Genomic DNA, 17,363 nt, shown 5'->3' on the forward strand with positions numbered 1-17,363 from the left:
CTGACGGGTTCGACGGGAGGCGATGCATGTTTGCCTATCTGGTGCGGCGCCTGTTGCTGATGCTCCTGACCCTGTTCGGGATCTCGATCATCATCTTCTTCCTGCTGCGCATCGTCCCCGGGAATATCGTCGACATCCTGTTCGCCGCCGCGGGCTATGTGGACCCCGCCGACAAGGCCAATCTGGAGAAGGAGCTCGGCATCGACCAGCCGCTGGTGGTGCAATATTGGCACTGGATCAGCGGCTTCCTGCGCGGCGATTTTGGCTACTCCTACGTCTCCGAGAAGCCGGCGCTCCAGGAGATCCTGCCACGGATCCCGATCACCGCACGGCTCGCGGGCCTGGCGCTGTTGTTCTCGACCTCGATCGGCATCCCCCTTGGCGTGATCAGCGCGGTGAAGCAGGGAACGAGGCTCGACTACGCATTGCGTGTGGTGAGCCTCAGCGGATTGTCGCTGCCTTCGTTCTGGCTTGGCCTGCTCATCCTCACCGCCTCGGTGGCGATGTTCAACCAGATGCCGATCTTCAACCCGAATCCAGCGACTTGGCTGGAAGCGTTTGCGACCTATGCCGTGCCCGCCGCAGCCGTCGGCTTCCGCAGCGCGGCACTGACCATGCGCATCACGCGATCCTCGATGCTGGAGGTGCTGCGGCAGGACTATATCCGCACCGCGCGTGCCAAGGGCGCATCGGACGCCGCTGTGAACTATCAGCATGCGCTGAAGAATGCGATTCTGCCCGTCATCACCGTGATTGGCATCGAAGCGGCGTTCCTGATCGGCGGCCTCATCGTGACGGAGACGGTGTTCAACATCCCCGGCGTCGCGCGCTTCCTGGTCGAGGCGATTCGCTGGCGCGATTATCCGATCGTGCAGAACCTGGTGATGCTGATTGCCATCGTCGTGGTGAGCGCGAATTTCATCGTGGACATGCTGTACGCGGTGTTCGACCCGCGTATCCGGTACACGGATTAGGAGAACCTGTTGGCTGCGATCGACTATGACGTTGAACTGAGGCGCGCCGGGGCGCACGCGACCGTCGGCTGGCGGCGCGTGCTGTTTTTGGCGCAGCGGCATGTGCTGGGCGCGGCCGGGCTCGTCATCATGACCCTGTTCGTGTTCACCGCGATCTTCGCCGACTTCATCGCGCGTTACGATCCGCTGACGATCGATGCCGCTCGGGCACTGGCGCGTCCAAGCCTGGCACACTGGATGGGCACGGATTCCTTCGGCCGCGATGTCTTCAGCCGCATCATTCATGGCGCGCGGATCTCGCTCGCGGTCGGCATCGGCTCGACGGCGCTCGGCGGCAGCATCGGCGTGATCGTCGGCCTCACCTCCGGCTATCTCTCCGGCTGGGTCGATCTCGTGTTCCAGCGCGTCTCCGATGTCCTCCAGGCGCTGCCGCTGCTGGTGCTGGCCCTGATCATGACCGCGGCGCTTGGGCCGTCCTTGCCGAACGTCATCATTGCGATCGCCATTCCGCTGATCCCGACCGTCTCGCGCGTCATCCGCGCCAACACGCTGGCGCTGCGCGAGCTGCCATTCATCGAGGCCGCCAAGTCGATCGGCATGAGCGAGGTACGCATTGCGCTCCGTCACGTGCTGCCGAATACGCTGGCGCCGCTGATCGTGCTTGCGACGGCCCAGCTCGGCTCGACTATCCTCACGGAAGCCTCGCTCTCCTTCCTCGGCCTCGGCATTCCCGAGCCGTACCCGTCGTGGGGGCGCATGCTCTCTGAATCCGCCGCCGAATATGTCCGCACGGCGCCATGGCTGGTGATCTTCCCGGGCATCGCCATCAGCCTCGCGGTGTTCGGCGCCAATCTGTTCGGTGACGCCTTGCGCGACATCCTCGATCCCCGGCAGCGCGGCTGATGGCTGAGAACTCCGATCTCGTGATCGAGGTGAAGAACCTGAAGACGGTGTTCTTCACCAACTCCGGTCTGTTCAAGGCCGTCGATGATGTTTCCTTCACGGTGAAGCGCGGCGAGACGCTGGCGATCGTCGGCGAATCCGGCTGCGGCAAGAGCGTCACTGCACTATCGCTGATGCGGCTGGTGCCGGATCCACCCGGCCGCATCGTCGGCGGCTCCGTCACGCTCGAAGGCACCGACCTTCTGACGCTGGACGAAGCAGAGATGCGTGCCGTCAGGGGCAACCGCATCTCGATGATCTTCCAGGAGCCGATGACCTCGCTCAATCCGGTGATGCGGATCGGCGACCAGATCGTCGAGACCGTGCGGCTGCACCGGAACATGTCGAGCAAAGAGGCCCGGGGCATCGCAATCGAGATGCTGCGCCTGGTGCGCATCCCCGAGCCGGCTCGGCGCGCGCGGGAATATCCGCATCAGCTGTCCGGCGGCATGCGCCAGCGCGCCATGATCGCGATGGCGCTGGCGTGCCGGCCGGTGCTGCTGATCGCGGACGAGCCCACGACCGCGCTCGACGTCACCATCCAGGCGCAGATTCTGGCGCTGATCCTAGACCTTCAGAAAGAGCTCGGCACCGGGCTCGTGCTGATCACGCATGATCTCGGCGTCGTCGCGCAGACCGCGCAACGCGTCATCGTGATGTATGCGGGACGCAAGGTCGAGGAAGCGAGCGTCGAGGCGCTGTTCGCCGCGCCAAAGCACCCCTACACGCGCGGATTGATGGCATCGATCCCGGCGGTGCCGGCGCCCGGCGTTGCCGCGCCGGCACGGTTGAACGAAATTCCCGGCACCGTGCCGTCGCTGGTGGGGCTGCCCAAAGGTTGCGCGTTCGCGCCACGCTGCAAGCTCGCGATCAAGCGCTGCGAGGCCGAATATCCGCCGCTCATCGATTGGGGCGGCGGCCATCTCGCGGCCTGCTGGCGCGCAGCCGAAGTGGCGGAGGTGGCATGACCGACGCACTGCTCGAAGTCACCGAACTCAAGAAGCACTATCCGGTGCGCGCCGGCGTGTTGCGCCGACAAATCGGCACAGTGCATGCGGTCGACGGCGTCTCGTTTTCGGTTGGGGTCGGGGAGACGCTGGGCCTTGTCGGCGAATCCGGCTGCGGCAAGTCGACGGTGGCGCGCAGCGTGCTGCGGCTGGTCGAGCCGACCTCGGGCCAGATTCGCCTCGAAGGCGAGGACATCACGCATCTCTCCAAGTCCGCGCTGCGGCCACACCGTCGTTCGATGCAGATCGTATTCCAGGATCCTTTCGCCTCGCTCAACCCGCGCATGACTGCCGGAGACATCGTGGGCGAGCCGCTGTTCGTGCACGGGCTCGCGACCGGCAAAGCGCTGGAGGCACGTACCGCACAGCTGTTCGAGCAGGTTGGCTTGCGGCCCGACCAGATGCGCAACTTCCCGCATCAATTCTCCGGCGGCCAGCGCCAGCGCATCTGCATCGCCCGCGCGCTGGCGCTCGGGCCCCGCCTGATCGTCTGCGACGAGCCGGTCTCCGCGCTCGATGTCTCGATCCAGGCGCAGGTGATCAATCTCCTGATCGATCTGCAACGGCAGCACGGCTTCTCCTACCTCTTCATCGCGCATGACCTCGCCGTGGTCGCCCATATCAGTCACCGCGTCGCCGTGATGTATCTCGGCCGCATCGTCGAGATCGCGGACAAGGACGAGCTGTTCCGCAATCCGCGCCATCCCTACACGCAGGCCCTGCTCGCCTCGGTACCGGTCGCCAACCCGCTCGCCAAAAAGCTCGTGCCGCTGGTCGACGGCGACGTGCCAAGCCCGGTCAATCCGCCGCCGGGCTGTGCGTTTCACACCCGCTGCCGGTATGCGATGGAGCGATGCAGGACGGAACGACCGGCGTTGGTGGACGCGGGGGACGGGCACCAGGTGGCGTGCTTGCTCAATGGCGGAACGGGGCGGAGCCAGTAGCTCCGCTGTCGTCCCGGCCTTCGCCGGGGCGACGAGTTGAGCTTGCCGCCCTACTCAGCCCCGATCTCCGCCACGATCCGGCCCGTTGTCACCTGCTCGCCCTCGGCGACGTCGATCGCGGCGACGACGCCGTCGATGCCGGCCTTGTGGACATGCTCCATCTTCATCGCTTCCAGCGTCATCACCGGCTGGCCGGCAGTGACGCGGTCGCCCGGCTTGACCAGGACGGCAACGACGCGGCCGTTCATGGCAGCGCGAACCTTGCCGTCTCCGTTGCTTGCGGCCGCCTTCGGCGCGGCGAGGGTGAGATCGGTCGCCGCGAGCGGGATGCCGCGGCGCTGGAGGTGGAGCCGGTCGCCGTCGCGCAGGAATTTGGCACTGTCCATCACGCCGTCATGGCGGAAGCGAATCACGTCGAGATCGAGTTGGTCGATCTCGAACTTGTCTTGCCGGCCGTCCCTGGCAACAATGTAGCTGCCATCGCGCTCGCGCCAGACTTCTAGCTCAAGCGCCTGGCCTGCGATCTCGATTTTCGCCGGCAGCGGGAACGTTGCCGCGAGGCTCCGTCCGCGGCGCCACGACGGTGCCTGGGGGTTCGTGACGTAGAGCAGCAGGCCGGCCAAGGCCATGTCGAATGCGGCGTCCGCGCGCGGCGCCAGCAGCTCGTCGCGATGGGCACCAATGAACGCCGTGGTCGCCTCGCCTTTGGCGAAGCCGGGATGACGCAGGCATGACATCAGGAAAGTCTGATTGGTAGTCACACCAAATCCGGTCAGTTGCTCCAGGCCGACGATCAGCCGCCCCCTCGCCTCCTCGCGGGTCGCGCCATGGCCGATCACCTTCGCGATCATGGAATCGTAGAACGGCGGAATCTCGGAGCCCGATTGCAGCGCATGTTCGACGCGGATGCCATCCGGCACCTGCCAGCGCGCCATGCGCCCGGACTGCGGCATGAAATCCTGCGCGGCGTCCTCCGAGCACAGCCGCACCTCGATGGCGTGGCCTGTGAAGCGAATGTCCTGCTGCTTGAGCGGCAGCGACTCGCCGCGCGCGACGCGCAGCTGCAATTCGACGAGATCGAGCCCGGTGATGGCCTCGGTGACGGGATGCTCGACCTGGAGACGCGTATTCATCTCCATGAAGTAGAATCCGCCGCTCGCATCGAGCAGAAATTCGAGCGTGCCGGCGCCCTCGTAACGCAACGCCTTCACCGCGGCGACCGCGACCTCGCCCATCTTCGCACGCAGGTCGGGCGTGACTGCGGTCGACGGCGCCTCCTCGATTAGTTTCTGGTGCCGCCGCTGCACCGAGCAGTCGCGCTCGCCAAGATGGATGGCGTTGCCATGGCTGTCGCCGAACACCTGAATTTCGATGTGACGGGGATTCTGGATGGCGCGTTCGAGGATCACCGTGGGATCGCCAAACGCCGCCTTCGCCTCGGACCGCGCGCTACGCAGTGCCTCGGGGAACGAATTGGCATCCGCAACGAGCCGCATCCCGCGTCCACCGCCGCCGGCGACCGCCTTGATCATCACGGGAAAGCCGATCTCTCTCGCCTCCGCGAGCATGACTTCATCGCCCTGATCGGCGCCCTGATAGCCGGGCACGACGGGCACGCCGGCCTTTTTCATGATCTCCTTGGCACCGGCCTTGTTGCCCATTGTCTCGATCGCCTGCGGCGACGGGCCGATGAAGACGAGGCCGGCATCCTTGCAGGCTTGCGCAAACTCCTCGTTCTCGGCGAGGAAGCCATAGCCGGGATGAACGGCATCCGCGCCGCTGGCCTTTGCGGCCGCTATGATCGCGGCGATGTTGAGATAGGACTGCGCCGGCAGCGCTTCGCCGACTCGCACGGCCTGGTCGGCCTGTTGCACATGAAGCGCATCCCTATCCGCATCCGAATAGACCGCGACGACGCCGAGGCCGAGCTTCCGCGCGCTGCGCATCACCCGCAGTGCGATCTCGCCGCGATTGGCGATCAGGACCTTGAAGAACGGCCGGTGCTGCACTGATCCGTTCCTCATGGGCGGGCCACCGAGAATTGCATGCGCTGTGGGCTCCGCGCGTCACCTTCACGACAGATCGCGAGCACTTCGGACAGCACCGCGCGGGTGTCGCGCGGATCGATCACGCCGTCGTCGAGCACGCGCGCGCTGGTCGAGAACACGTCCATCTGGCCGTCGAACACGCCGACGATCTGCGCCTTCATGCCATCGAGCTTTTCTTTTTCGACCGGCTTGCCGCGACGCGCGGCTGCGGCTTCGGTGACGATCGCCATGGTCTCGGCGGCCTGCTCACCGCCCATCACGGCAGTCTTGGCGTTGGGCCAGGAGAAGCAGAAGCGCGGATGGAAGCCGCGCCCGCACATGCCGTAATTGCCGGCGCCGAACGAGGCGCCGCAATAGATGGTGATCTGCGGCACTGTCGCCGACGTCACCGCCTGGATCATCTTGGAGCCATGCTTGATCATGCCGGCTTCTTCGTAAGCTTTGCCGACCATGTAGCCGGTGGTGTTGTTCAGATAGAGCAGCGGCGTTCGGGTTTGGCAGCACGCCTGGATGAAATGCGTCGCCTTGTTGGCACCGGCCGGATCGAGCGGACCGTTGTTGGTGATGATGCCGATGGTCTGGCCCTCGATGCGGGCATGGCCGCAGACGGTGGCCGGGCCGTAGTTCGGCGCCATCTCGGTGAAGTCGGAATCATCGACGATACGTGCGATCACCTGCTTCATGTCCACGGAGCGCTTGTGGTCCATCGGCATAATGCCGAGCAGTTCGTCTTGATCGTAGCGCGGCGGCTTATATTCCGCGCTCGCCCTGCCCGGCCGTTCCCATTCCAGCGCCGCCATGATCTCGCGCGCGATGCGCAGGGCGTCGCGGTCATCCTCGGCGAGGTAGTCGCCAAGTCCCGACACCTGCGTGTGCATCTCGGCGCCGCCAAGCTCCTCTTCGGTCGCGATCTCGCCGGTGGCGGCCTTCAGCAGCGGCGGCCCGGCGAGGAAGGCGCGGGTGCGGCCACGGACCATGACGATGTAGTCGGACAGGCCGGTCTGATAGGCGCCGCCGGCGGTCGAGGAGCCATGGGTTACGGTCACGACGGGCAGGCCCGCTGCGGAGAGTCGCGCGAGATTGCGGAAGATGTTGCCGCCGCGGACAAAGTCTTCGACGCGGTAGCGCAGGAGATTGGCGCCGGCGCTTTCGACCAGCTGGACGTAAGGCAGCTTGTTCTCCAGCGCGAGCTCCTGCACGCGTATCGTCTTGTCGAGGCCGTAGGGCTGAAGCGCGCCGGCATCGATGCCGGAATCGTTGGCGCTGACCATGCAACGGATGCCCGAGACGAAACCGATGCCGGCGATGACGCCGCCGCCGGGGACGCTCTTGTCCGGATCAGATACGTCGAACATGTAGCCGGCGAGCGTGGACAGCTCGATGAAGGGCGCGCCGGGATCGAGCACCAGCGCGACGCGCTCGCGCGGCAACAGCTGGCCGCGCTTGTGGAAGCGGTCTTTCGCCGCGGCTGATGCCGCACGCGTGCGCTCTTCCAGCGCGCGCATGCGGTCGATCAGGCCAAGCATGCCGTCGCGGTTGGCGCGATAGGCGGCACTGCCGGGAGAAATCGTGTTTTCGAGAATGGACATAACTCAATCCTGCTCGTCATTGCGAGGAGCAAAGCGACGAAGCAATCCAGGCGCATTCATGGAAAGATTCTGGATTGCTTCGCTTCGCTCGCAATGACGGTTGAGGCGATAATTTACCTATTCGTCCCAAAAATCTTTCGCGCTTCCGCCGGGCTCGCGATCTCGCGGCCGGCACGGCGGGCGCAGGCGGCGATGGCGTCGATCAGCTGGCCGTTCGACGTTACCTTCTTGCCGTCGGCGAGATAGAAGGCATCTTCGAGACCGGTGCGCAGATGACCGCCGAGCTCCGCACAGCGCTGGTGCAGCGGCCAGATTTCTTCGCGGCCTATCGCGGTGACCTGAAATTGCGCCTCGGGACGCTTCAGCTTGATCAGGATCGGCAGCAGATCGGGATCCGACGGCATGCCGGAGGCGACGCCCATCACAAAGTTATACTCGAGCGGGCCCTTGTACATGCCGACCTGGCGGTACATGCCGACGCAGCGGACGATGCCGACGTCAAAACATTCGAATTCGGGGATGGTACCGACCGCGTTCATGACGTCGAGATAGTCCTTCACCTTCTCGACCGCATTGTCGAACATCATCGGCGGCCAGGCCCAGCTGTTGTCGGCCTTCACCTTCAGGTAATTTAGCGAGCCGGCATTGCAGGCCGCGATCTCCGGCCTGGTCTCGCGGATACAATCCAGCGCACCGTTGTAGTTCGGCCCGGAGACGCCGGAGGTGTGATTGATGATCACGCCAGGGCAGGCTTCGCGAATCGCCTGCTGGATCTCCTTGCTGACGCTGACCTCCCAGGACGGCAGATGCCCCTTGTCCGGCGCCTGCTGACGCAGATGGATGTGCATGATGGACGCGCCGGCATCGAACGCAGCCTTGGCCTCGCGCGCCATCTGCTCGGGCGTGACAGGCACGTTGTGCTGCTTCGGGTCGGTGAGCACGCCGTTCAGCGCGCAGGTGATGACGGCCTTGTCGCTCATGCCTTGAATGTCTCGCACGTTGATAATTCAACGTTTGCGATCATGTGATGGGCGGCAGGCGGCTTCTTGCGCGGAGAAGCTGGAAAAAGGCGATAAACCGTAGGGTGGGCAAAGGCGCTCTTGCGCCCTTCCCACCATCTCTCAATACCTCGCGAAGATGGTGGGCACGCTTTCGCTTTGCCCACCCTACGAGACGACGCTAGCTCGCCTCCGCCAGCCTCACGGTCTCGCTGCTGCGATAGATCGCGAGATCGCGCGAGCCGACGAAGATCGCGCGCGGCTTCAGGCCGTAGAAGCGGCGGATCGAGTGGCTGAAATGGGTGGAGTCGGGATAGCCGATGTCCTGCGCGAGATGGGCGAGGTTGAGGTCCTGGTTGGCGAAGTGCAGCAGGTGACGCGCCCGCTTCCAGGCGCGGAAGGAGCGGAACGAGATGCCGGTCTCTTCCTTGAACAGATGCAGGAAGCGCGAAGCGGAAAGTCCGGCCTCCGCCGCGCATGTGTCCGCCGTCACGGGTTCGCCCGTGAAGCGGCCGATACGGGCGACCGCACGCGTCACGCGGGGGTCGAGCACGCGGCGCGGCAGCGCCTCGCCAAAACACATCTGGTCGAATTCGGCGGTGGTGATGTCGCCGTAGCGACGCTGGCGCAGCAGCGTGTAGGCGGCGAGGATCTTGCGGGCATAGACGGCCCTGTCGGGTCCGGTGAGCCGCTCGGCCAGGACCTCGATCACGCCATCGGGCATGCTCTCCGGCTCCAGCGTCACGCTGATCGCGGTGCGGTAGTCGCTCGCAATGGAATGCCGCTGGTTCGGTAGGGTAACGAACAGCTCGCCGGTGGCGAGCGCATCATCGATCGTCAGATGCAGACTGCCCTTCACCGCGACATAGACATGGCAGCAGCCGGGCGTCCGCTTGCGGGGGCGGCCGAGCAGGCCGGCATAGAATACCCGCTCCGGCGTGATCAGCATCAAATGGTCGGATTCGCGACCGTTATCTTCCATTGGGATCCTCCTCGCGCGGCTCTTTGGCCGCTGCGGACGGAGGTCACCTTAGCGGAAATCTGGGCGCTGTCACGGCGGGATAGCGCTATCATGAAGCGCAAAACAGCGGCAGTCCCGACGACCCGGAACTCCCGGCAACATGGCCGTCCCGGCTTTCGCCAGAACGACAATCAGGCCCTCACCCTTGGCGCCACGTTCTGCTCGACGCCGGCCTGTTGCTCCGCAGCAACCGCGCGCTTGAAACCATCCCGTTGCTGCAAGCGTGCCCAATAGGCTGCGACATTTGGCCCAAAATCCTTGGCAAGCCCGATAGTATCGGCGAGGCGGAGCGCGTAACCGATCACGATGTCGGCGGCAGTGAAGCGGCCCGCGCACAAGGCCTCGGTATTTGCGGTGGCTGCCTCGACGGCGCGCAGGCGGCCCAAAAACCATTTGGCATAGTCGCCGGCGACCTGCGGATTGCGGCGCTCTTCCGGCTCGAGCTGGGTGTATCGGAGCACCAGCGTCTGCGGGAAGGTTAACGTGGCGTCGCTGAAATACATCCAGTTCACGAACGCGCCATAGGCGGGATCTTCGGGTCCGACCATCAGTGGCGTCGGTCCATGCTTGATGCCGAGATAGTGGCAGATGCCGGAGGACTCGGTCATTTTCGTCTCGCCGTCGACCATGAAGGGAATCGTGCCCAGCGGATTGAGCGCGAGATACTCCTTGGCGAAGACCCGCGGCGGGAACGGCAGCATCTTGAGCTCGTAGGGCAGCCCCATCTCCTCCAGCATCCAGAGCGGACGGAATGAGCGCGCGGCGTCGCAGTGATAGAGCGTGATCATCAGGAACTTCCTTTGCTGCCGGGCAGCGTCCCCATCATCTTGCACAGGACCATCAGCATGACCTCGTCGGCGCCGCCGCCGATCGATGTCAGACGGCTGTCGCGATAGGCACGGCTGACCGGCGTCTCGTTGGTAAAGCCCATTCCACCCCAATATTGCAAGCAGGCGTCGGTAAGCTCGCGGCCGAGTCGCCCGGCCTTCAGCTTGGCCATGGTCGCAAGTTTCGTGACATCCTCGCCCGCCACAAGCGCCTCTCCGGCACGGTAGATCAGCGCGCGCAACAGCTCGACCTCGGTCTGCATCTCCGCGAGCTTGAAATGAACGACCTGGTTGTCGAGGATCGACTTCCCAAAGGCCTTGCGATTGCGGGTGTATTCGATGGTCTCGTTGATAATGTATTCATGCGCCTTCAGGCAGGCGGCCGCACCCCAGAGCCGCTCCTCCTGGAACTGGATCATCTGGTAGGTAAAGCCCTTGCCCTCCTCGCCGATCCGGTTGCGCTTGGGCACGCGGACATTGTCGAAGAAGATCTGCGCGGTGTCGGAGGAACGCATGCCCATCTTGTCGAGCTTGCGCGCGACCGTGACGCCCTTGGTCTTCATGGGCACACAGATCAGCGATTTGTTGCGGTGAACGGACCCGTCGCCCGTATTGGCGAGCAGACAGATCCAGTCGGCCTGGGTGCCGTTGGTGATCCACATCTTGCCACCATCGATGACGTAATCGTCGCCGTCCCCGCGCGCATTGGTCTTGATCGAGGCCACGTCAGAACCCGCGCCGGGCTCCGAGACGCCAATGCAGGCCACATAGTCGCCAGAGATCGAGGGCGCCAGGAATTCGCGCCGCACTTCATCGGAGCCGAACCGCGCCAGCGCAGGAGTCGCCATGTCGGTCTGCACCCCGATCGCCATCGGCACGCCGCCGCAATTGATCGCGCCGAGTTCCTCCGCCATCATCAGCGCATAGGAATAGTCGAGGCCGGAGCCGCCGAATTCGACCGGCTTGTTCAGCCCGAGAAAGCCGAGCCTGCCCATCTTCCTGAACAGCTCGTGCGCCGGGAAGATGTCGGCCTTCTCCCATTCATCGACATGCGGATTGATCTCGTTGGCAATGAATTTTTGCAAGGAACGGCGGATCTCGTCGTGGTCGGCGGTGAACAGCATCTTGTTAGCCCAGTTCTTGGTATCTCTGAGGTGCTCGTCATGGCCGGGCTCGTCCCGGCCATGACGGAGAAAGAGGTCACAACCCCATCTGCCGCGACGCGAGATCCTTCATGATCTCCTCGGTGCCGCCGCCGATCGCGTTGACCTTGACCTCACGGTAGATGCGCTCGGCCTTGATGCCGCGCATGAAGCCGGCGCCGCCAAAAATCTGCACCGCTTCCGAGGCGCAGAACGCCATGGTCTGGGTCGCCTGGTTCTTCATCATGCAGATTTCGGCGACCGGGCTTTCGCCCTGCTCCAGCCGCCAGGCCAGCATCTCCAGCATCGCTTGCGATGCGGCGACCTTCTGCGCCATGTCGACGATCTTGTGGCGGATCACCTGGTGCTGCGCGAGCGGCTTGCCGAAGGTCTTGCGCTCCTTGGCGTAGGCAATGGCCTCGTCGAGGCAGACGCGCGCGAACGCGGTGCAGCCCGCCGCCATGCCCATGCGCTCGCTGTTGAAATTCCGCATGATGATCTTGAACCCCTGGCCTTCCTCGCCGATCAGGTTTTCCGCCGGTACGCGGCACTCGTCGAAATGCAGGGTCGCGGTGTCGGAGGCCCACCAGCCCATCTTCTTCAGCTTTGTCCGGGACAGGCCGGGCGTATCCCCCTCGATCAGGAGCAGGCTGACGCCGCCGGCGCCCTCGCCGCCGGTGCGCACCGCAACGGTCAGATAGTCGGCACGCATCCCGGATGTGATGAAGGTCTTCTCGCCGCTCACGACGTAGTGATCTCCGTCGCGCCGCGCCTTGGTGCGGAGGCCCGCGACATCAGAGCCGCCGCCCGGCTCGGTGATCGCGAGCGCGGAGATTTTCTCACCCGCGAGCACCTGAGGCAGCACGCGCGCCTTCACCTCGGGGCGCGCGGCCCGCGCGACCGGCGGCGAACCGATCGTATGGCTCATCAAGCTGGCGCTGACACCGCCGGCGCCAGCCCGCGCCAACTCCTGGCTGGCGACGATCCTCATGAACTGGTCGGCGGCGATCCCGCCATATTCCTCGGGGAAACCGAGTCCCAAGAGCCCGATCTCGGCCGCCTTGCGATAGAGCGCGCGGGGGAATTCACCGGCCTCATCCCACTCGTGGGCGAAGGGCGCAATCTCCTTGTCGACGAAGCGGCGCATCACCTCGCGAAAGGCGTCATGCTCGGCGGTATAGAACGGGCTCATCATCGCACTCTCGCCTTGCTGGCGGATTCGTCTCGTCCACCATGGCCGGAACCTTGGCGGCTCACTTGCGCGGAGTGGCTGGCCGAGCCCCGCTCCAAGCAAGCTCGCTCTAGCAACTCAACGCAAGACGATTTTCATCGCTCGCGCGCCAACTCCGGATCAAAAAAAGGATGGTGCACAAACTCCGGCTGGCCCTTGGGCCATGCCGGGCATGGTGCATGGCAATAGGGACGCGGGCGGCACAAGTCCGCCGAGGGAGGAATTCTTGGCCGTTCGTTACTACGACTGGATCGCCCACCATGGCCGCCGCACACCGAACAAGATTGCGGTGATAGACCTCGCGAGCGAGCGCCGCTTTACCTATGCGCAGCTCGACGCGCGCATCTCGCGTCTCGCGTCATTTCTGCGCCATGCGCTGAAAGTCTCGCGCGGCGAGCGGGTCGCGGTGCTGGCGCTGAACACGACCGATACGCTGGAGGTGCAATTCGCCTGCGGGCGGTTAGGTGCGATCTTCGTGCCGCTGAACACCCGCCTCACCGTTCCCGAACTCCAGTTCATCACCGCAGATTGCGCGCCGAAGGTGATGATCCACGACACCGATCTCGCCGAAACGGCGCTGGCCGTGGCAAGGCTCTGCGGCATTGCGACGAGCCTGCTGCTTGGCCCCAGCGGGACTTATGAGGCCGGCATCGCCGCCGCAAAGCCACTCGAGAAAATCGAGGAGGTGACCCTCGATGACGTCTCGACCATCATGTACACCTCGGGCACAACGGGTCATCCCAAGGGCGCCACCATCACCCATGGCATGACCTTCTGGAATTGCGTCAATCTCGGCGGCCCCGCCTGCATCGGGCCGTCCTCGGTGCTGCTCACCGTGCTGCCGCTGTTCCACACCGGCGGCCTGAATTGCTACACCAATCCGGTGCTGCACGCCGGCGGCACCGTGATGATCATGCGCGCCTTCGATCCCGGCACGGCGCTCGGCCTGATCAACGATCCCGCACAGGGCATCAACGTGTTCTTCGGCGTGCCCGCGATCTACCAGTTCATGGCCCAGCATCCGGCGTTCGCGACCACCGACCTCGGCCGGTTGATCGTGGGAGGTGTCGGCGGCGCACCAATGCCGGTGCCGCTGCTCAAGGTGTGGGAGGCGCGTGGCGTCGCACTCCAGCAGGGCTACGGCATGACCGAGACCTCGCCGGCCGTGCTGGTGCTCGACCGCGAGGATGCGGCACGGAAAGCCGGCTCCGCCGGCAAGCCGGTGCTGCACACGGAAGTGCGCATCGTGCGTCCTGACGGCGGCGACGCCGATGTCGGCGAACTCGGCGAGCTCTGGGTCAAGGGACCGAACATTACGCCCGGCTACTGGAACAGGCCGGAGGCGAACAAGACGTCGTTCACCGATGGCTGGCTGCACACGGGCGACGCGACACGCGTCGATGAGGAAGGTTTTTATTACATCGTCGACCGCTGGAAGGACATGTACATTTCCGGTGGCGAGAACGTCTATCCGGCCGAGGTCGAGAACGTCCTGCACCAACTCGACGCTATCGCGGAAGCCGCCGTGATCGGCATTCCCGATCCGCAATGGGGCGAGGTTGGCCTCGCCATCGTCGCGGCCAAGCCCGGCCAGCGGTTGACCGAGACAGATGTCTTCGCGCACTGCGCGGCGAATCTCGCGCGCTTCAAATGTCCACGCCAGGTCCGCTTCGTCGATGCGTTACCCCGCAACGCCACCGGCAAGATCCACAAGCCGACCTTGCGCAAGGAATTCTCAGGCGCCTCGGAAGTCGACAAGAAAGCCGCCAACGCCTGATCAAAGCGCCCCTCTCGCGGGCACTTTTCTTTTTGACGTGCGTGTTCCAACCCAGAAAAGCCAAGGAATTTTCATGAACAAGAAACTCTCCCTGCTCGCCGCAGCAACGGCGCTGATGCTGCTGACAGCCCAAACCGCGTATGCGCAAAAGGCGTACGACACCGGCGTCACCGACACCGAGATCAAGATCGGCAATGTCGAGGCCTATTCCGGCCCGGCTTCCGCCTACGGCGTCATCGGCAAGACCGAGGAAGCCTATTTCAAGATGATCAACGATCAGGGCGGCATCAACGGCCGAAAGATCAATTGGATCTCCTACGACGACGGCTACTCGCCGCCTAAGACCGTTGAGCAGATCCGCAAGCTGATCGAGAGCGACGAGGTCTTCCTGGTGTTCAACGCGCTGGGCACGCCGACCCAGACCGCCGTGCAGAAGTATCACAATTCCAAGAAGGTGCCGCAGCTGTTCCTCGCCACAGGCGCCAGCAAGTGGAATGACCCGAAGAACTTTCCCTGGACGATGGGCTTCCAGCCCAGCTACCGCGTCGAGGCACAGATCTTCGCGAAGTATATTCTGAAGGAGAAGCCGGACGCGAAGGTCGCGATTTTTTATGCCAACGACGATTTCGGCAAGGACTACCTCGCCGGCATCAAGGACGTGTTCGGTGACAAGGCATCGAAACTGATCGTGGCCGAAGAGAGCTACGAGACGTCGGAACCCTCGATCGATGCTCATATCGTCAAGCTCAAGGGCACCGGCGCCGATGTCTTCGTGAACATCGCCACGCCGAAATTCGCGGCGCAGGCGATCAAGAAGATCGCGGAGCTGGAGTGGAAGCCGATGCATCTCATGACCGATGTCTCGGTGTCCATCGGCGCGGTGATGAAGCCTGCCGGCCTCGAGGCATCCGAAGGGGTGCTGTCGGCTGGTTATCTGAAGGATGCGTCGGATCCGCAGTGGAAGGATGATGAGGGCATGAAGAAGTTCATGGTCTTCGTCGACAAATACATACCCGGTGCAAATATTTCGGACGCCAATCTGGTTTACGCCTATGCCGCAGCCCAGACCATGGTGCAGGTGCTGAAGCAGGCGGGCGACAATCTGACCCGTGAGAATGTGATGAAGCAGGCAGCGAGCCTCAAGGACTTCGTGCCCGACACACTGATCCCGGGCATCAAGATCAACACCTCCGCCACGGACTTCGCGCCGATCGAGCAGCTCAAGATGTGGCGGTTCAAGAAGGGCCAGTGGGAACTGTTCGGCGATATCATCAGCGCCGAAACGGGCGGCTAGTTCGACTGAGAGCAACAGCCTGAATCGACCGAATAGCGGCCGAAGGGCCGCTATTCTTTTCCAGCAAGCGACGGCGCTGTTCCCGCGCTTTCAACCTCGATCATGTCGTCGCCGACGTCGATGCCCGCGATCGGCAGGCCGAGACGACGCGAATCGCCGACGCCCCTGAACATGGGGCATGCCCAGGCGAGGGTGGCGATGCCTGACGGCGGCAGATCGAGGCTCAGCCTGTAGCTGTCACAACCGGTCACGACCGCTTCGGGGCGGATGGCCGTGCCATCGACATAGAATCGCGTGTCTATCGTATCTAGCGGTGCGCGAAGTGCGGGGCTTCGAACGCGGACAATGGTGCGGCCCGGCTTCCCCTTGATGCGCACGGCTGCCTCTGGTTCGCTCCAGCGGAAAGTGTGACCGGCAGAGAACTCTTCGGCATGGAATCCGATCTGCGCGACAACGCGCTCACCAAGGAGCCCGTCAACAGGTCCCGCATCTCGTCCGAGACGGTGAATGCAATCGAGCCTCTGATGCCGGATCAGCGCGGCGATGTATCGCCGCATCCATCGCGCGATCGCATCGCTCGATCCGGCGGCCGTCACAGCGACCAGCACGGCCCGCGCGTGCCATGCCGCCAGCCGCGCGAAACCGCGCGCGCCGAGACCGCCGAGCAGCGCCGGCACGGCCCAACGCCATACCGCCAGCCATTTCTCGCCAGGCCCTCCCCCGCCGTCACCGAGGCTGGAGCGCAGGAGCGCGTTCAGTGCATTGCGGGCGAGCGACGCGCCGGCCTCGCTCCGCGAGCTCCACTCGACCGGAATGTCGAGCAGCTCGCTGCCGGCATCGTTGCGGGCCTCGCTCAGATAGCGAATCTCGCCTTGCACGAAGTCGAGCGTGAATTGCTTCAGCTCGCCGATCTCACCGACATAGTAGTGATGGAAGCGCGCCTCCTCGAGATAGCCGATGAAATGACCTCTCGCGTGATAGGCGGCGGCGAGCACCCATTCGGCGAAATGACCGAGCTCCTCGCGCAGGCCGCCGCATTCCCGGTAGACGTCGTGCCGCGTCACGAAACACTGATCCAGGACCTTGCGCCAGGGATGCTGCTTCATACCGAACTCGATGTCGGCCTGGTACATGGCGGCCTCTGCCACGGATAACCGGTTATGGCAGATCGGGATCGAACGGCAGGAAAAGCCGGCCCAATCGGGATGAGCATCGATCGCGCGAATGCAGAGTTCGATCACGTCGGGTTCGGGCCGGCAGTGCGATTCCGTGAAGAACAGATAGCTGCCGCGCGCCTTCGTCGCGCCGAATGCGCAGAGCCCGATGTCGTGTTCGGAATCGGTGAATTCGAGGCGAGCCCTGTTGCCGGCCAGCGCCTTCAACTGCTCGCGTGCCGTGAAATCCGGAGGCACGACCAGAATGATCTCGTAGAGCGATGTGTCGGCAGTTTGCGACGTCCAGCCGAGCCAGGACATCTCCCACTGCCCGCGGTGAGATTCGAGCGGGATAATGATTGAGAACAGCGGAGATTCGCCGTCGTAGAGTGCGGACGCGTCCTGCATGTCCCCT

14 protein-coding genes are annotated in these 17,363 nt (G+C 64.2%); 6 read left to right on the plus strand and 8 right to left on the minus strand.

What is annotated here, in order from left to right; genetic code table 11:
- Positions 1-26 precede the first annotated feature (26 nt).
- Genes IVB19_RS35370 through IVB19_RS35385 form a run of 4 tightly spaced genes read left to right on the plus strand, consistent with a single transcriptional unit; the run spans position 27 to position 3,867 of the window.
- Entirely contained in the window at positions 27-974 is a 948-nt protein-coding gene (locus IVB19_RS35370; RefSeq protein ID WP_247490743.1) for an ABC transporter permease, read from the plus strand.
- 9 nt (positions 975-983) lie between these two features.
- Complete coding sequence (locus IVB19_RS35375; RefSeq protein ID WP_018455966.1) at positions 984-1,877, plus strand: ABC transporter permease; 894 nt, start codon at positions 984-986, stop codon at positions 1,875-1,877.
- On the plus strand, positions 1,877-2,884 hold the full coding sequence (locus tag IVB19_RS35380; RefSeq protein ID WP_018455965.1) for an ABC transporter ATP-binding protein: 1,008 nt from the start codon (positions 1,877-1,879) through the stop codon (positions 2,882-2,884). The genes IVB19_RS35375 and IVB19_RS35380 overlap by 1 nt, the downstream gene beginning before the upstream one ends.
- Complete coding sequence (locus IVB19_RS35385) at positions 2,881-3,867, plus strand: ABC transporter ATP-binding protein (RefSeq protein ID WP_018455964.1); 987 nt, start codon at positions 2,881-2,883, stop codon at positions 3,865-3,867. The genes IVB19_RS35380 and IVB19_RS35385 overlap by 4 nt, the downstream gene beginning before the upstream one ends.
- Before the next feature lie 50 nt (positions 3,868-3,917).
- Here IVB19_RS35385 and IVB19_RS35390 read toward each other — a convergent pair whose 3' ends face one another.
- The 7 genes from IVB19_RS35390 to IVB19_RS35420 all read right to left on the minus strand — a co-directional run bounded on the left by IVB19_RS35390 (position 3,918) and on the right by IVB19_RS35420 (position 12,687).
- Complete coding sequence (locus IVB19_RS35390; protein WP_018455963.1) at positions 3,918-5,891, minus strand: acetyl-CoA carboxylase biotin carboxylase subunit; 1,974 nt, start codon at positions 5,889-5,891, stop codon at positions 3,918-3,920.
- Positions 5,888-7,504 (minus strand): acyl-CoA carboxylase subunit beta, encoded by a 1,617-nt coding sequence (locus tag IVB19_RS35395; RefSeq protein ID WP_018455962.1) that lies wholly within the window; start codon positions 7,502-7,504, stop codon positions 5,888-5,890. Before IVB19_RS35395 ends, IVB19_RS35390 begins: the two co-directional genes overlap by 4 nt.
- A 113-nt stretch (positions 7,505-7,617) precedes the next feature.
- The gene (locus IVB19_RS35400) at positions 7,618-8,484 is read right to left on the minus strand and encodes a beta-keto acid cleavage family enzyme (RefSeq protein WP_018455961.1); all 867 of its coding nucleotides are present in this window, start codon (positions 8,482-8,484) and stop codon (positions 7,618-7,620) included.
- A 199-nt stretch (positions 8,485-8,683) separates the two neighbouring features.
- Positions 8,684-9,484 (minus strand): helix-turn-helix domain-containing protein, encoded by an 801-nt coding sequence (locus IVB19_RS35405; RefSeq protein WP_018455960.1) that lies wholly within the window; start codon positions 9,482-9,484, stop codon positions 8,684-8,686.
- A 170-nt stretch (positions 9,485-9,654) separates the two neighbouring features.
- Positions 9,655-10,311: a glutathione S-transferase family protein gene (locus IVB19_RS35410; protein ID WP_018455959.1), complete on the minus strand. Its 657-nt coding sequence runs from the start codon at positions 10,309-10,311 to the stop codon at positions 9,655-9,657.
- Positions 10,311-11,474 (minus strand): acyl-CoA dehydrogenase family protein, encoded by a 1,164-nt coding sequence (locus tag IVB19_RS35415; protein ID WP_247295935.1) that lies wholly within the window; start codon positions 11,472-11,474, stop codon positions 10,311-10,313. The genes IVB19_RS35410 and IVB19_RS35415 overlap by 1 nt, the downstream gene beginning before the upstream one ends.
- A 76-nt stretch (positions 11,475-11,550) precedes the next feature.
- The gene (locus IVB19_RS35420) at positions 11,551-12,687 is read right to left on the minus strand and encodes an acyl-CoA dehydrogenase family protein (RefSeq protein WP_018455957.1); all 1,137 of its coding nucleotides are present in this window, start codon (positions 12,685-12,687) and stop codon (positions 11,551-11,553) included.
- Positions 12,688-12,949: 262 nt separating this feature from the next.
- On the opposite strand from IVB19_RS35420, the gene IVB19_RS35425 reads away from it, so the two are divergent.
- Together IVB19_RS35425 and IVB19_RS35430 are read left to right on the plus strand one after the other, a co-directional pair.
- Positions 12,950-14,500, plus strand: coding sequence for an acyl-CoA synthetase (locus IVB19_RS35425; protein ID WP_026233060.1), 1,551 nt, complete (start codon positions 12,950-12,952; stop codon positions 14,498-14,500).
- A gap of 73 nt (positions 14,501-14,573) precedes the next feature.
- Positions 14,574-15,794, plus strand: coding sequence for an ABC transporter substrate-binding protein (locus IVB19_RS35430; protein ID WP_247295930.1), 1,221 nt, complete (start codon positions 14,574-14,576; stop codon positions 15,792-15,794).
- A 50-nt stretch (positions 15,795-15,844) separates the two neighbouring features.
- Here IVB19_RS35430 and IVB19_RS35435 read toward each other — a convergent pair whose 3' ends face one another.
- On the minus strand, positions 15,845-17,356 hold the full coding sequence (locus tag IVB19_RS35435; protein WP_247820799.1) for a glycosyltransferase family 2 protein: 1,512 nt from the start codon (positions 17,354-17,356) through the stop codon (positions 15,845-15,847).
- Between the last annotated feature and the right edge of the window lie 7 nt (positions 17,357-17,363).

It is taken from the genome of Bradyrhizobium sp. 187 (assembly GCF_023101005.1).
Lineage (GTDB): Bacteria > Pseudomonadota > Alphaproteobacteria > Rhizobiales > Xanthobacteraceae > Bradyrhizobium > Bradyrhizobium canariense_D.

Bases quoted from the DNA above. Each gene is read 5' to 3' on its own strand.
- IVB19_RS35370 (WP_247490743.1), top strand. From the start codon at position 27: ATGTTTGCCTATCTGGTGCGGCGCCTGTTGCTGATGCTCCTGACCCTG.
- IVB19_RS35380 (WP_018455965.1), top strand. From the start codon at position 1,877: ATGGCTGAGAACTCCGATCTCGTGATCGAGGTGAAGAACCTGAAGACG.
- IVB19_RS35385 (WP_018455964.1), top strand. From the start codon at position 2,881: ATGACCGACGCACTGCTCGAAGTCACCGAACTCAAGAAGCACTATCCG.
- IVB19_RS35390 (WP_018455963.1), bottom strand. From the start codon at position 5,891: ATGAGGAACGGATCAGTGCAGCACCGGCCGTTCTTCAAGGTCCTGATC.
- IVB19_RS35395 (WP_018455962.1), bottom strand. From the start codon at position 7,504: ATGTCCATTCTCGAAAACACGATTTCTCCCGGCAGTGCCGCCTATCGC.
- IVB19_RS35400 (WP_018455961.1), bottom strand. From the start codon at position 8,484: ATGAGCGACAAGGCCGTCATCACCTGCGCGCTGAACGGCGTGCTCACC.
- IVB19_RS35405 (WP_018455960.1), bottom strand. From the start codon at position 9,484: ATGGAAGATAACGGTCGCGAATCCGACCATTTGATGCTGATCACGCCG.
- IVB19_RS35410 (WP_018455959.1), bottom strand. From the start codon at position 10,311: ATGATCACGCTCTATCACTGCGACGCCGCGCGCTCATTCCGTCCGCTC.
- IVB19_RS35415 (WP_247295935.1), bottom strand. From the start codon at position 11,474: ATGCTGTTCACCGCCGACCACGACGAGATCCGCCGTTCCTTGCAAAAA.
- IVB19_RS35420 (WP_018455957.1), bottom strand. From the start codon at position 12,687: ATGATGAGCCCGTTCTATACCGCCGAGCATGACGCCTTTCGCGAGGTG.
- IVB19_RS35430 (WP_247295930.1), top strand. From the start codon at position 14,574: ATGAACAAGAAACTCTCCCTGCTCGCCGCAGCAACGGCGCTGATGCTG.
- IVB19_RS35435 (WP_247820799.1), bottom strand. From the start codon at position 17,356: ATGCAGGACGCGTCCGCACTCTACGACGGCGAATCTCCGCTGTTCTCA.